Source organism: Clostridioides sp. ZZV14-6387 (assembly GCF_020657835.1).
GTDB lineage: Bacteria > Bacillota > Clostridia > Peptostreptococcales > Peptostreptococcaceae > Clostridioides > Clostridioides difficile_A.
Genome location: NZ_JAGWCW010000023.1, coordinates 1 through 13358, shown reverse-complemented (window position 1 = coordinate 13358; position 13358 = coordinate 1). Strand labels below are relative to the sequence as shown.

Below are 13358 nucleotides of genomic sequence, written 5' to 3'. Positions count from 1 at the left end.
TTAAGATATTACTTCAGATAGCTTTTCTTTCATCTTATCTAGACGAGTTTTTACAGTGCCATCTATCTGTTCATTTCCAAGTCTAACTAGAACTCCCCCTAGTATAGTCTTGTCAACTACATTTTCTATAGTAACATTTTTATTGTATTTACTTGAAAGTTTAACTTCAAGTTCTTTAATATCTGTTTCACTCATTGGAATAGCACTTATTGCTACACCAGCAATCACATTGTTTTTCTTATTTAATAACTCTTTATAAGCTAATTCTATATCTTCTAAATATGATATCCTATCTTTGTCTACCAAAACTTTCAAGAAGTTTTTTATGTTGGAACTTACTTCCTTACTAAAAATAATTTCTACCAAGTTTTTCTTTTCTGATTTTGAAACTAATGGTGATTTTAAAACTTTGTAGAAATCTTTACTAACTTTAGTCATCATATCTACTACTTTTTCTAATTCTTTGAACAATAAATCAGTTGAATTTTCTTCTTCTCCTAATTGAAATAGGGCTTCAGCATATCTGTTGGCTATTACATTTATCATTTAGCTTCCCCTACCTCTTTTATAAAGTTTTCTATCAATTCTTCATGTTTAGATTTATCTAAATCTTTTTCAATGACCTTAGATGCTGCAAGTAGTGCTATATTAGATATATCACTCTTAATTTCATTTATAACCTTTTGTCTTTCTTGTTCTACATCTTTACTTGCTTTCTCTTTTATATCAAGAGCATCTTTCTTTGCAGTATTTACTATATCATCTGATTTCTGTTCTGCTCTTATAGTTGCTTGTTTTATGATTTCTTGACCTTCATCTTTAGCAAAATTGATTTTTGACTCATATTCTTTTTTCAGAGCTAAACCTTCATTTTTTGCTTTTTCGCCTTCTGCCAGATCGTTTTTAATATCATTTTCTCTTGATTCAATTATATTTAATACTGGCTTAAATAAAAGCTTTCTCAGAAGTAAAAATATTATAAAAGTATTAACAATTTGGAACACAAATTCCCATGTTATACCTACTAGTGCTTTCTCCATAATTATCCTCCTTTCCATAAATCATAACTACTTATAATCACGAGAAGAAAAAACTCTTCTCATGATTATAAGTTTGAGATGATTTACCTATAAACCTATCTCAAAATATTTAAGGACTAAATCTACATTCCTAAGTATTTAAAGAATGGATTTACGAATAGAAGTATTATTGATACAACCAAACCATATATTGCTGAAGACTCTGCTATAGCAACACCTAGTAATAAAGTTGAAGTTATATCACCTTTAGCTTCTGGTTGGTTCCCTACTGCTTCTGCTGCTTTACCTGCTGCTACACCTTGACCTATTCCTGCACCTATACCTGTTGCAACTGCTATTCCTGCACCTATTGCTGATGCTGCCGCTACTATTGCTGTTTCCATAATTATTTCCTCCTTAAAACTTTAATTTTTTAAATTATTTTATTTTTATCTTAATATAAGTTGATTTCTTAATCTAATTCTCCTGCACTTGATATAAACACCATTGTTAACATTATGAATATATATGCTTGTAACAATCCTGCAAATAAGTCAAAATACAAGTGCAATGGTACTGGTATTAGTATCTGTCCAATTGGTATTGATAATCCTGGTATTAAACTAGATACAAAACCTAAAAGTTGATAAAATAGACCCATTATAATTGTTCCACCTAAAATATTCCCAAATGGACGGAAACTTAATGATATTGGTCTGGCTAACTCACCTATAATATTGATTGGTAACATTACAGGAAGTGGTTGAGCCAATTCTTTAAAGTACGATAATCCCTTAAATTTAACTCCTGCAAAATAAATCATAAAAAATGTAATCATTGCCCATGCAGCAGTTGTATCTAAGTCGGTTGTTGGTGATCTTAATCCAAGTAATGGGCTTAAATTTGAGCATGCGAAAAATAAAAACAAACTTCCTATGTATGGTATCATATATGGCATTCTTTTTATTGTGTTTTTACCCATAACATTTGTAACCATTTTAGCAAGACCACCTATTGCAAACTCCAAAAATATTTGGATTTTACTAGTTGGAACTTTTTTTAAGTTTCTAGTCAAGAAATAAGATGCTATCGCTAAAAAGGCCATTATTCCCCAACTCACTAGTATTGTTTCACTAATTTTAAAGTTTCCTATGAGATAATAATGCGCTTGACTCATACTTATGCCTCCTTCCTCTTTAATTTATTTATAAAGTTTTTTGATAATATGACAAACTTTGTACTCAATAATCCTAATGCTGTTCCGATTATATTTAAATGTGGTACTTTAGCTGAAGCAATTAGAACAACTGCCATTATAAATAACCTAATGGTATATTGTGCTGATGCATAAGCTTGTGCCTTTCCAGCAGGAAATGTCACTGATTTTTCCAGTGATATTGCCAATAATCTAAAATTTAACATAGCTATTATAGAGCCAAATATAAGTCCTAATAATAATGGCTTACTTAATGTTGATGTTATCAACATTAGCACAATTAAAATTACATCAAATATTACTATACCCTTTGTTACTGACCTTACTTGGTTAAGTAATTTTATATCCAATATATCACTTCCTTCGTGTATATACTATTAGAGTTTTATAAACACCACTGAAAGCTCCTCCAACGCCTAACAATAAAAATATTATTGTCAGAACTGGACTAGTATTTAATTTACTATCTAAAAATTTTCCTAAGAAAGTACATCCTAATATTGATATTACAATCATCAATCCTATTTGGCTTATTAAACTAAACAACTTTGCAATTTCCATATGTGTATTTCTTTTACTCATAAATAGTATCCCTCATTATTACAAAATAAATAACAATTAATTAATCTATATCATAAATTTATTTAATTATAAAATATATCTTACTACTAATCTGATGATTTTTCAAACACTTTCTTTTAACCATATCATTCCATTGTCATAATTTGACTTTTATTGTCATGTCATTACTATTTACTAAAATTTTATAAGCTCTATTCCTGCTTCTTTTAGCAATTCTGTAGACATGTCATCTGGATAATCACCTTCATAAACAATTTTTAATATACCTGCATTTATGCACATTTTTGCACACAAAACACAAGGCCTTGTAGTAACATACAAAGTTGCTCCATCTACACTAATACCATTATGAGCTGCTTGTATTATGGCATTTTGTTCAGCATGTAATGCTCTACACAATTCATGTCTTTCTCCTGAAGGAATATTCAATTCCTGCCTTTTACATCCAATATTTTCACAGTGTTCAAGATTTCTTGGAGAGCCATTATATCCAGTTGTTAATATTTGTTTGTCCCTTACAATGACAGCACCTACTTGTCTTCTAATACAAGTTGAACGCTTTTTCACTACTTCTGCAATTTCCATGAAGTATTCATCCCATGATGGTCTCATAATTTACTTTTCTCCTCTTTGCTTATGTACTGGTCTTATATATTTATTAGATTTCAAGCTAAATAAATACTTATTTTTATATTATATACACATGTTAATTGAATGTCCAATAAAAAAAGAGCATTTTTACCATTTAAATTTTAAATACCCGTTATATGCTCTCTTTAATCTATTAAATTTATTATATCATCTTAACAAAATATTAATAGCCTTATCTAATATAAATTAATTTTTTGGATAGATTCCATTATTTAATATGGCTTCTAAAACCCCCCCAGCTATGCATCTAGCTTTATCTGATATTGTAAAAGCATTCTTAACTTCTTCTTTTCTAGGGTCTATGTCTAGTATTTTTAAATTTTTATTTACCTTTGCTCCATCTTTTAATAATCCTCTAAGCACTCCAGGTATTGTTGCTCTAACTTCATGCTTTTTTTCATAATCACTAATATAACAAAGTAAGTCTCCTTTTTCAACTATGTCGCCTATTTTACATACATTTTCCATTATACCAGCATGTTGTGAATGCATTACCCTCTCTTTAGCGAAACCTTTTATTGCACCTGGTATTCCAGTATTTTTTTCTGCTCTACCATCAATTATTATTCTTCCTAGGTTATGACCTCTCATTGTTTCTATAACAATGTCTACATCTTCACCTGCACAAAAGCCAGGTCCTAAAGCTATTGTAAGTGGCGCCATATCTTTAGTTGTACCTAAGTTTTTCTTAGCTAATATCCCATCAACCAAAACAATTGGATTTATTTTTGATAGCATTTCTCCTTTTGGGTCTATAATCAATGCTACTTTATCTTGAGACAAGGTCTCTTCTATTTCTTTTTCAGTATTACAAAGTATGCACTCTACACCTTCAACAATCACCTTTTTTTCATAAACAGCTTCACAAAAAGAAATTTGTCTTCTTATGGCTAATGGTTCTTCTATTTCTAGAGCAATCACTTTAAAACCACTATTGTGTAATTTATGAATAACTGCTGTCGCTAAATCTCCTGCTCCTCTTACCACTATACAATTTTTCATGTATTATCACTCCTAATAATATCCTTCATACTTTATTTCTAATTTAATTAATACACATCAATTTAATTGTAAGCAACTAACATGCCATATTGAAAAACATTAATATTTTGTAGATTCCTGTAAAATAGCCATTCTTTTTTAATTGGTAAAAACTTTTTATTCTCAATTCGAGAAATTTATCAATTCAAGAATTACTATTTTGAGAAAAATATATAAAAAGGAACCTTCTTACATAAAATTATACATTACATAAGAAAGCCCCAAGAAATATTTATGGTTATTTATTTTTATTTAGTTCCAAATAATCTATCTCCAGCATCACCAAGACCAGGAATTATATATCCATGTTCATTCAATTTTTCATCAATTGATGCAACATATATATCAACATCATCATGATATTTTTGTACTTCTGCTATACCTTCTGGTGCAGCTACTAAATTAGCTAATTTTATACTTTTAGCTCCTTTAGATTTAAGTAAATCTATAGCTGCTACAGCAGACCCTCCTGTTGCAAGCATAGGGTCAACTACTATTATATCTCTTTCTCCTATATCTTGAGGAAGTTTACAATAGTATTCAACTGGTTTTAATGTTTCTGGGTCTCTATATAGTCCCACATGCCCAACTTTTGCTGCTGGCATTAAACTTACTAATCCATCTACCATCCCAAGACCTGCTCTTAAAATTGGAATTATTGCTAATTTTTTACCCGCAACTACTTTAGATGATGTTTTTTGAATAGGAGTTTCTATTTCTACATCTTTTAATGGTATATCTTTTGTTATTTCATATCCCATTAACATTGCAATCTCAGTTAAAAGTTCTCTAAAATCCTTAGAACCAGTATTTTTATCTCTCATTAAAGTTAATTTATGTTGTATTAATGGATGGTTTGTCTCTACCACTTTACTCATTTTGATAATTCCTCCTGATAAAACTGTAATTTTTATTATTTATTATGTTTTTCTTCTATTGATTTAATCATATTTACTCTTCTAGCATGTCTATCACCTTCAAAATCTGTGTTAATCCATGCCTCAACTATTTCAAGTGCTAGACCTTTTCCTAAAACTCTTTCACCTAATGACAACATGTTTGCGTCATTATGTGCTTTTGACATTTTTGCAGAAAATACATCTGATACAACTGCACATCTTATTCCAGGAACCTTATTTGCAGCTAAAGATATTCCTATACCTGTACCACAACATAATATTCCATAATCTACTTCTTTATCTACAACTGCATTTGCAACTACTTCTCCATAAACAGGATAATCAACAGAATCTGTAGCATTATTAGTTCCATAATCCACACATTCTATCCCTTTACCTTCTAAATAGCTTATTATTTCTTTTTTTAAATTATATCCTCCATGGTCACAACCTAATCCTATCTTCATTTGTTTATCCTCCACTTCATATTTTTTTTACTATTTCGTTGACAGAATATATTATTTCTTTCACAGTATCTTTATAAGTATCTAAATTTCCACCAAATGGGTCAGATATATCTAACTCACTCTTATTTACAAACCCTTTAAAAGTATACACTTTTTCTTTGCATTTTGGAACTGCTTGTACTAAAATTTCTTTATGAGATTTAGTCATTGTTAGTATTATATCTGAGTTATCAATTAATTCCTTAGTAATTACCTTACTTCTATGATTTGATAAGTCTATACCTAATTCTTTTACTGCTTCTATAGAATGTTTAGAAGCATTCATACCATCTACTGTTGATATACCTGCTGATGATATACAATATTCTTCAATATTTCTTCCATATTCTTCAATTGCCTTCTTTAATATAGCTTCAGCCATAGGGCTTCTACAAGTATTCCCTGTACATACAATAAGTATATTCATATTTTACAACTCCCTTTTAAGCCTTTATTACTTTGTATCCTGCTGACTTAAGTAATCTATTCATAATGGCTTGTCCAACGCCAGTTTTAGGGAACTCCTCTGAATATATGACATCAATACCCTTTTTATCCATTTCTATAAGAGCATCAAACAGATTACTTGCAACTTCTTCAAGAGTGCTTCCTAAATCTATTACTTCTCCATCATAAAACTCTCTATTTCTACTAATACACATTACGCCTGTTTTTAGGCCTTTCTCTTTATTAGATTTTATCATATCATTAATCTTTGTTGCTACATTTTCTCTTTTTCCAGATATAATATATACATCTGCATTTGGAGAATAGTGTTTATACTTCATTCCAGGAGCTTTAGCTTTTTGATTGTCTTCTTTTTTACTTAATGATGGGTCAAGCTTTACTTCACCAAGAAGTTCTTCCAAAACTTCTTTAGTGATACTTCCAGGTCTCAATATCATTGGAGTTTCTTCTGTCAAATCTAATACAGTTGACTCTAATCCAAAGTTACTATCTCCACCCAAAACTATCCCATCTACTCTTCCATTCATTTCTTCATATACATGTTTTGCTTTTGTTGGAGATGGTCTACCAGATATGTTTGCAGAAGGAGCTGCAATAGGTACGCCAGCTTCTTTTATTATTGCCCTGGCAATAACATTAGAAGGCATTCTTATTGCAACTGTATCAAGCCCCCCACTAGTTCTATATGGAATTATATCTTTCTTATTTAATATTATTGTTATAGGTCCTGGCCAAAGCTTTTCTATAACAAGTTTAGCTTTATCACTTACATCTTTAGCTAAATCATATACTTCTTCTTTTTCATATATATGAACTATTAGTGGATTATCACTAGGCCTTCCTTTAGCTTCATAAATCTTTTTTACTGCATTCTCATCTAATGCATTTGCACCTAGCCCATATACTGTCTCAGTTGGAAAGATAACTGTTTTACCTTCTCTAAGAAGTTTTGCTTGTATTTTTATTTCTTCATAATCAATATTATTTATATCAATACTACTTATAATAGTTTTCATCTTTTGTATGCCTGCTTTCATTTTAATTTTATATATAGTTTACAATTATTGTACCTACCAAAAAACCAATTATACAATACACACTTTTTGAATGCGGGAAAATTTCTTCCAATACAACATACATCATTGTACCTCCTGCTGTAGCAAGAAATACACCTATAAGGGACGTAAATGCCCCTCCGAAATAAGCACCTAAAAAACTTCCTAGACCCATAGGTAGTCCAGCTATCAAAGTAAATAAAATGACCTTGCCTAGTTTCATTTTATTGCAAACTAAACCCAATGCCATAGCTAATCCTTCTGGTATATTGTGTAGACCTATAACTATAGCAAGAGTTATACCTAAGCTTTCAGTTGACATGAAAGAAGAACCTATTGCTAACCCCTCTGGTAAATTATGTAGTAATATACTTATGAATATAAGATACCCAGATGTCATACTTCCAGACACATCTAATTTTGTTTTTATGTACATAGTTATGAGAGCTCCAACAAATGTAAATATAACTGTATTGAGTATACCCATTTTGTCCATTGATTCTTTCATCAAGTCAAATACCACTACAGCTAACATTATTCCGCCAGATAATCCCATAAAGAAATTTAGATATTTATCAACCTCTCTTTTAAAAATAGCCGATATTACTCCTCCTAATCCTGTCCCTATAACACCTGCCAAAAGCCCAATCATTGTTACCTTTAGTATCATATAACCCTCCTATACTTGTATATAACAATTATATACAGTAGAATATGATAACATGACCTAAAATGCAAAATAGCTGTTTCAAAATAGAAAATAATTTCTAGAAAGAAACAGCTTCTTTAAAACATTACTTATATTGCAGTCATTTTCTCTGTTTGGTCAACAGTAATTAAAGCATCTATCATTTCATCTATATCTCCATCTAAGAACGCATCTAGCTTATATAAAGTTAAATTTATTCTATGGTCACTTATTCTACCTTGAGGGAAATTATATGTTCTTATTCTTTCTGACCTATCTCCTGTTCCAACCTGGCTCTTTCTTTCCGCTGCTATATCTTTGTGTTGTTCTGCCAATGCTTTATCGTAAAGTCTAGCTTTTAATATTTTTAAAGCTTGCTCTTTATTTTTTAATTGTGATTTTCCATCCTGACAAGATACTACTTCACCTGTAGGTATATGAGTTACCCTAACTGCAGAGTCAGTAGTGTTGACACTTTGCCCTCCATTACCTGAAGAACGGAAAACATCTATTCTTAAATCATTTGGATTTATTTCAACTTCTACATCTTCAACTTCTGGTAATACAGCAACAGTAGAAGTTGATGTGTGTATTCTTCCACCAGATTCAGTTGATGGTATTCTTTGAACTCTATGAACTCCAGACTCATACTTTAATCTTGAGTATGCTCCTTTACCTTTTATCATAAAAGATACTTCTTTATATCCACCAACTCCAGTATCACTTGCACTTAATAATTCTATTTTCCATCTTCTTCTCTCAGCATATCTTGAGTACATTCTAAATAAATCACCTGCAAATAGAGCTGCTTCATCTCCTCCAGCTCCACCTCTAATTTCAACTATAACGTTCTTGTCGTCATTAGGGTCTTTAGGTAATAATAATATTTTTATTTCGTCCTCTAGAGGTTCTACTTTTTCTTCCATCTCAGCTAACTCCATTTTAGCTAATTCTCTTAATTCTTCATCTGACTCTTCTTGTAAAATTTCTTTTGATTCTTTTATACTATCTAAAACATTTTTATACTCTCTGTATTTCATAACAATAGGCTCTAAGTCAGCGTGTTCTTTTATATACTTTTGCCAAACTTTTTGATCATTTATTATATCAGGGTCACCTATTTTTTCACTTAAGTCTTTATATGTATCTTCCAATACCTCTAATTTTTTTAACATACTTTCACCTCGATTAAATGTAACATATCAATTGTTGATTATATCATATATTGTAACCTATAACAACTCTATCAATGCCTTGAATATCCTTCTTTGTATATATTTTTTTATATCCATTACTTTTCATAATATTAATAACATCTTCAGCTTGATTATGACCAACTTCGTATGCTAATATTCCACATGTATTTAGATATTTCTTACCCTGCTCTGTTATTTTTCTATAGAAATCTAATCCATCATCTCCACCTTCAAGAGCATTATATGGCTCATAATCCTTTACTTGTGTATGTAAAGTTTCTATATCTTGTTTTTTAATATATGGTGGATTTGAAACTATGATATCAAATTTTATATCACTATCACTTATTGCTGTAAATAAGTCAGAATTAATGAACTCTGTCTTTTCATCAACTCCATTTATAATAGAATTTTTTTTAGCTATTTCTAAAGCTATTTCTGATACATCAAAAGACATGACTTTAGAATTTTCAATATATTTTGCTAAACTGATTGTAATAGCACCAGAACCAGTACCTATATCTAGTATACTTACATCTCTTTTTCCTTTACACATTTCGATTATTTCTTCTACCAATGTTTCTGTATCTGGTCTTGGAATTAATACACCTTCCTTAACAAAAAAATCTAATCCCATAAATTCTCTATTTTCAACTATATAGGCTATTGGTCTCCCATTTAATCTTTCTTGTGCAAAGCCCATAAATTTTGTTTCTTGTTCTTGAGCTAACTCTTTATTTAGATTTAAGTGAATATACAGCCTGTCAACATCACCTAAAGCTTTTTGCAATAATAACTCTGTATCTAATCTTGGAGTATCGCTTATATCTTTAAATGTATCTGAATATTTAATAATTATATCTCTTATCGTCATAATAAATATCCTTTTCTTTAATCTACTACTGCCTTTAATGCTTCTAAGGCTACCTCTAGCTGCTCATCATCAGGCTCTTTTGTTGTAAAATATTGCAACATCATCCCTGGGTATGCAATAATTTTAGTGAATCTATTATCATATTTTCCAAGAATCCTGATTACCTCATAAGATAAACCTGCTACTATTGGCACACATATGATTCTCATAAATATTCTAAGAATTGGATTTGGCCAACCAAAAAATGCAAATAATATTATTGATACAGCCATAACTATAAATAAAAAATTTGTACCACATCTAGGATGTAACCTTTTAAATTTTCTAGCGTTTTCTACTGTAAGTTCTAAATCATTTTCATAGCAATATATAGATTTATGTTCTGCACCATGATATTGAAATACTCTTTCTATATCCTTGCTTCGTGAGATTAGTACTATATATGCAAATAATATAACTATTCTTATAATACCTTCTATTAAATTGAGCATAAAGTCATTAGGCATTACTTTAGAAAAAGCTCCTCCTACTAATGTAGGTATGAAAATAAATAATCCAGCAGAAAGTAGCATTGCTATGACCAATGAAAATATTATAATGATATCATTCGCTTTATCTTTAAAGATTTTCTTTATAAATAAATCAAATTTATCTTCTTCGGCTTCTTCCATAAAAAATTCTGAAGAAAAATTCAAACTTTTTATACCTTGAATCATTGTATCTATCATAACAAAAGAACCTCTAACAAAAGGTATCTTATCTATATTCTTATCTCTTACCCAACTTTTTATTCTATCTTCTTTTAGTGCTATTTCTCCGTCACTTTTTCTAACAGCTACTGCTCTTTTGTCTTTTGACTGCATCATTACACCTTCAATAACAGCTTGCCCACCTACAGCTTGTTTTGCCATCCACTCACCTCATTTTATTGTATTTAGAATACTCAATTTTACATATTTATTATTATAATACAAAAAGACAATTTAAAGTAGAATATGAATGTTTTTTTGTAATAAAATAGGAGTTGGCTTCCTCCAACTCCATTTTTATAAAAATTAATCCATTTTGAATCTTTTTTTGAATTTGTCGATTCTTCCACCTTTTTCTATGTTCTTTTGTTTTCCTGTATAGAATGGATGGCACTCTGAACATATTTCAACTTTTATTTCGTCCTTAGTTGAACCAGCAGCAAATGTGTTCCCACAAGCACAACGCACTTCAACTGGATTGTATTTTGGTTGTATTTCCTTTTGCATTATAGTCACCTCTTCTCTTTATTTAAAAAAATTAATTATATTAACTTTCTTTTTACATTATCAACTACATTATTATAGCACAACTTATTATGCCATTCAAGTGATTTTTCCATTACTTTATATAATCTATATTTACATTTATATTACTAACTTTACAAATTCTTTATTGATTTTACAAACTCTTTATTGTCTTTAGTTCTTTTGATAAGCTCAATAACTTTATCTGTAATTTCCATTACTGAATTATTACTCATTTCTCTTCTTAATCTCCAAAGAGCTGTCTTTTCTTCATCATCAAGCAATAAGTCATCTCTTCTTGTCCCAGATTTGTAAATATCTATTGCAGGGAATATTCTTTTTTCAGCTAATTTTCTATCTAGGTGTAATTCCATATTTCCTGTACCTTTAAATTCCTCAAATATTACATCGTCCATCCTAGAACCAGTTTCGACTAATGCTGTTCCTAGTATTGTCAAAGAACCACCTTGTCTAATGTTTCTAGCTGCTCCAAAGAACTTTTTAGGTCCATGAAGTGCACCAGGGTCAATACCTCCAGACAAAGTTCTACCTGTAGGAGATATTGTAAGGTTATATGCTCTTGCTAATCTAGTTATACTATCTAGCAAGATTACCACATCTTTCCCATGTTCAACTAATCTTTGAGCTCTATTTAGTACCATCTCTGCAACTTTAACATGATGGCTTGATACTTGGTCAAAGGTAGAGTATATAACATCTCCTTCAATAGATTCTTTCATGTCAGTAACTTCTTCTGGTCTTTCATCTATAAGAAGTACTATAAGTTCAACATTTGGATGATTTTTAGCTATGCTATTTGCAACACTTTTTAGAAGAACTGTTTTCCCAGCTTTTGGAGGTGCTACTATTAATCCCCTTTGTCCTTTTCCTATAGGAGAAATTAAATCTATAATTCTTGTAGCTATTTCATTTCTATTAGTTTCCAGTGTAAGTCGCTCTTCTGGGAATATTGGTGTTAATGTCTCAAATGCATTTCTTTGTATAGCTGTATCAGGGTTTTCATCATTTATTTTTTGAACATATAAAAGCGCTCTAAATTTCTCTCCACTTTTTGGATGTCTAGTTATCCCTTTAATTTTATCTCCTGTTTTCATATTAAATCTTCTTATTTGAGATGGCGAAACGTAAACATCTCCTTCAGTAGATAAATAATTTGAACCTCTTAAAAAACCAAAGCCATCTGGCAAAATTTCAAGTACACCTACTACTTCATCTTCTTTTGATGTGTTAAATTCATCAACTATTTTAGATTCATCGACTTGTTTAGGCATATAATAGTTTTTATTATTATTTCTGACCATTCTATTAGATATATTTGATGCCTTATTACAATCATTTACATTCGTTGTCTTATTATAATCGTTTCTTTGGTTTCTGTTTTCTTGGTTTTGGGAAATATTTTGAGTATCTATTTCTTTCTTGTTGTATGATTTGGTAGGGCTCTTATATTCAACTTCTTTTTCTATACTCTCACGCTCTATATTTTCTTTTCTATTTTTTATGTCTTCTTTAATCTCTTCATTTTTTTCTTTAATCTCTTCGTTTATTTTTTCCTCATTTTTACTTTTAGAATTTATAATCTCAATTAACTCATTTTTCTTATATGTAGTAATTGATTTTATTTTTAATTCTTTCGCTATCTCTCGTAGCTCAACTAAGGTTTTACTACCTAATCCTTCTAATACTTTATCATCTAAAATCAAAAAAATCCTCCTCATCTATATATTCATTTATATACATACTTATTTTGGAAATTGAAGGCATGAAAAAGAAAAGTTTTATTTAAACAGTTAAGTCTAATAATATCACTATTTATACATTATGGTCAATAAATAAAATTTAAAACACTATCATCTATTATATTATTG

Annotated in this window: 18 protein-coding genes; all 18 read right to left on the bottom strand. The window is 30.0% G+C overall.

The genetic code is table 11. The annotated features are described in order from the left end of the window. The 18 genes from KGF38_RS14180 to rho all read right to left on the bottom strand — a co-directional run bounded on the left by KGF38_RS14180 (position 1) and on the right by rho (position 13208). Positions 1 to 546 carry a F0F1 ATP synthase subunit delta gene (locus KGF38_RS14180; RefSeq protein WP_054277731.1) on the bottom strand — a complete coding sequence of 182 codons (546 nt, stop codon included), beginning with the start codon at positions 544 to 546 and terminating at the stop codon, positions 1 to 3. Beyond that, positions 543 to 1040 carry a F0F1 ATP synthase subunit B gene (gene atpF / locus KGF38_RS14175; protein ID WP_054271914.1) on the bottom strand — a complete coding sequence of 166 codons (498 nt, stop codon included), beginning with the start codon at positions 1038 to 1040 and terminating at the stop codon, positions 543 to 545. The genes KGF38_RS14180 and atpF overlap by 4 nt, the downstream gene beginning before the upstream one ends. 122 nt (positions 1041 to 1162) lie before the next feature. Beyond that, positions 1163 to 1423 (bottom strand): ATP synthase F0 subunit C, encoded by a 261-nt coding sequence (gene atpE, locus KGF38_RS14170; RefSeq protein ID WP_021386434.1) that lies wholly within the window; start codon positions 1421 to 1423, stop codon positions 1163 to 1165. A gap of 68 nt (positions 1424 to 1491) precedes the next feature. Beyond that, entirely contained in the window at positions 1492 to 2196 is a 705-nt protein-coding gene (atpB, locus tag KGF38_RS14165; RefSeq protein ID WP_054271915.1) for a F0F1 ATP synthase subunit A, read from the bottom strand. Between the two features lie 2 nt (positions 2197 to 2198). Beyond that, positions 2199 to 2585 carry an ATP synthase subunit I gene (locus KGF38_RS14160; RefSeq protein ID WP_054271916.1) on the bottom strand — a complete coding sequence of 129 codons (387 nt, stop codon included), beginning with the start codon at positions 2583 to 2585 and terminating at the stop codon, positions 2199 to 2201. Between the two features lie 4 nt (positions 2586 to 2589). Further along, positions 2590 to 2817 carry an AtpZ/AtpI family protein gene (locus KGF38_RS14155; protein WP_021386436.1) on the bottom strand — a complete coding sequence of 76 codons (228 nt, stop codon included), beginning with the start codon at positions 2815 to 2817 and terminating at the stop codon, positions 2590 to 2592. A 174-nt stretch (positions 2818 to 2991) separates the two neighbouring features. Beyond that, positions 2992 to 3429 carry a deoxycytidylate deaminase gene (locus KGF38_RS14150; protein ID WP_003421374.1) on the bottom strand — a complete coding sequence of 146 codons (438 nt, stop codon included), beginning with the start codon at positions 3427 to 3429 and terminating at the stop codon, positions 2992 to 2994. 225 nt (positions 3430 to 3654) lie between these two features. Continuing rightward, complete coding sequence (gene yqeB / locus KGF38_RS14145; RefSeq protein ID WP_074180098.1) at positions 3655 to 4470, bottom strand: selenium-dependent molybdenum cofactor biosynthesis protein YqeB; 816 nt, start codon at positions 4468 to 4470, stop codon at positions 3655 to 3657. 287 nt (positions 4471 to 4757) lie between these two features. Further along, the gene (gene upp / locus KGF38_RS14140) at positions 4758 to 5387 is read right to left on the bottom strand and encodes a uracil phosphoribosyltransferase (protein WP_054271918.1); all 630 of its coding nucleotides are present in this window, start codon (positions 5385 to 5387) and stop codon (positions 4758 to 4760) included. Positions 5388 to 5422: 35 nt separating this feature from the next. Continuing rightward, on the bottom strand, positions 5423 to 5875 hold the full coding sequence (rpiB, locus tag KGF38_RS14135; protein ID WP_054271919.1) for a ribose 5-phosphate isomerase B: 453 nt from the start codon (positions 5873 to 5875) through the stop codon (positions 5423 to 5425). 16 nt (positions 5876 to 5891) lie between these two features. Further along, the gene (locus KGF38_RS14130) at positions 5892 to 6341 is read right to left on the bottom strand and encodes a low molecular weight protein arginine phosphatase (protein WP_074180097.1); all 450 of its coding nucleotides are present in this window, start codon (positions 6339 to 6341) and stop codon (positions 5892 to 5894) included. A 16-nt stretch (positions 6342 to 6357) separates the two neighbouring features. Then, on the bottom strand, positions 6358 to 7398 hold the full coding sequence (locus KGF38_RS14125; protein ID WP_054271921.1) for an L-threonylcarbamoyladenylate synthase: 1041 nt from the start codon (positions 7396 to 7398) through the stop codon (positions 6358 to 6360). Positions 7399 to 7426: 28 nt separating this feature from the next. Continuing rightward, the gene (locus KGF38_RS14120) at positions 7427 to 8107 is read right to left on the bottom strand and encodes a ZIP family metal transporter (RefSeq protein ID WP_054277734.1); all 681 of its coding nucleotides are present in this window, start codon (positions 8105 to 8107) and stop codon (positions 7427 to 7429) included. A 128-nt stretch (positions 8108 to 8235) separates the two neighbouring features. Continuing rightward, positions 8236 to 9300 carry a peptide chain release factor 1 gene (prfA, locus tag KGF38_RS14115; protein ID WP_054271923.1) on the bottom strand — a complete coding sequence of 355 codons (1065 nt, stop codon included), beginning with the start codon at positions 9298 to 9300 and terminating at the stop codon, positions 8236 to 8238. 43 nt (positions 9301 to 9343) lie between these two features. Then, entirely contained in the window at positions 9344 to 10195 is an 852-nt protein-coding gene (gene prmC / locus KGF38_RS14110) for a peptide chain release factor N(5)-glutamine methyltransferase (RefSeq protein WP_054277735.1), read from the bottom strand. Positions 10196 to 10212: 17 nt separating this feature from the next. Further along, on the bottom strand, positions 10213 to 11106 hold the full coding sequence (locus tag KGF38_RS14105) for a DUF1385 domain-containing protein (protein WP_054271925.1): 894 nt from the start codon (positions 11104 to 11106) through the stop codon (positions 10213 to 10215). Between the two features lie 144 nt (positions 11107 to 11250). Then, positions 11251 to 11451 carry a 50S ribosomal protein L31 gene (gene rpmE, locus KGF38_RS14100; RefSeq protein WP_021386394.1) on the bottom strand — a complete coding sequence of 67 codons (201 nt, stop codon included), beginning with the start codon at positions 11449 to 11451 and terminating at the stop codon, positions 11251 to 11253. A gap of 152 nt (positions 11452 to 11603) precedes the next feature. Continuing rightward, entirely contained in the window at positions 11604 to 13208 is a 1605-nt protein-coding gene (gene rho, locus KGF38_RS14095; protein WP_176702557.1) for a transcription termination factor Rho, read from the bottom strand. Between the last annotated feature and the right edge of the window lie 150 nt (positions 13209 to 13358).

What these genes read in the sequence shown, in the direction of transcription:
- KGF38_RS14180 (WP_054277731.1), bottom strand. Translation starts at nt 546, where the DNA reads ATGATAAATGTAATAGCCAACAGATATGCTGAAGCCCTATTTCAATTA.
- atpF (WP_054271914.1), bottom strand. Translation starts at nt 1,040, where the DNA reads ATGGAGAAAGCACTAGTAGGTATAACATGGGAATTTGTGTTCCAAATT.
- atpE (WP_021386434.1), bottom strand. Translation starts at nt 1,423, where the DNA reads ATGGAAACAGCAATAGTAGCGGCAGCATCAGCAATAGGTGCAGGAATA.
- atpB (WP_054271915.1), bottom strand. Translation starts at nt 2,196, where the DNA reads ATGAGTCAAGCGCATTATTATCTCATAGGAAACTTTAAAATTAGTGAA.
- KGF38_RS14155 (WP_021386436.1), bottom strand. Translation starts at nt 2,817, where the DNA reads ATGAGTAAAAGAAATACACATATGGAAATTGCAAAGTTGTTTAGTTTA.
- KGF38_RS14150 (WP_003421374.1), bottom strand. Translation starts at nt 3,429, where the DNA reads ATGAGACCATCATGGGATGAATACTTCATGGAAATTGCAGAAGTAGTG.
- yqeB (WP_074180098.1), bottom strand. Translation starts at nt 4,470, where the DNA reads ATGAAAAATTGTATAGTGGTAAGAGGAGCAGGAGATTTAGCGACAGCA.
- upp (WP_054271918.1), bottom strand. Translation starts at nt 5,387, where the DNA reads ATGAGTAAAGTGGTAGAGACAAACCATCCATTAATACAACATAAATTA.
- rpiB (WP_054271919.1), bottom strand. Translation starts at nt 5,875, where the DNA reads ATGAAGATAGGATTAGGTTGTGACCATGGAGGATATAATTTAAAAAAA.
- KGF38_RS14130 (WP_074180097.1), bottom strand. Translation starts at nt 6,341, where the DNA reads ATGAATATACTTATTGTATGTACAGGGAATACTTGTAGAAGCCCTATG.
- KGF38_RS14125 (WP_054271921.1), bottom strand. Translation starts at nt 7,398, where the DNA reads ATGAAAACTATTATAAGTAGTATTGATATAAATAATATTGATTATGAA.
- KGF38_RS14120 (WP_054277734.1), bottom strand. Translation starts at nt 8,107, where the DNA reads ATGATACTAAAGGTAACAATGATTGGGCTTTTGGCAGGTGTTATAGGG.
- prfA (WP_054271923.1), bottom strand. Translation starts at nt 9,300, where the DNA reads ATGTTAAAAAAATTAGAGGTATTGGAAGATACATATAAAGACTTAAGT.
- prmC (WP_054277735.1), bottom strand. Translation starts at nt 10,195, where the DNA reads ATGACGATAAGAGATATAATTATTAAATATTCAGATACATTTAAAGAT.
- KGF38_RS14105 (WP_054271925.1), bottom strand. Translation starts at nt 11,106, where the DNA reads ATGGCAAAACAAGCTGTAGGTGGGCAAGCTGTTATTGAAGGTGTAATG.
- rpmE (WP_021386394.1), bottom strand. Translation starts at nt 11,451, where the DNA reads ATGCAAAAGGAAATACAACCAAAATACAATCCAGTTGAAGTGCGTTGT.
- rho (WP_176702557.1), bottom strand. Translation starts at nt 13,208, where the DNA reads ATGAGGAGGATTTTTTTGATTTTAGATGATAAAGTATTAGAAGGATTA.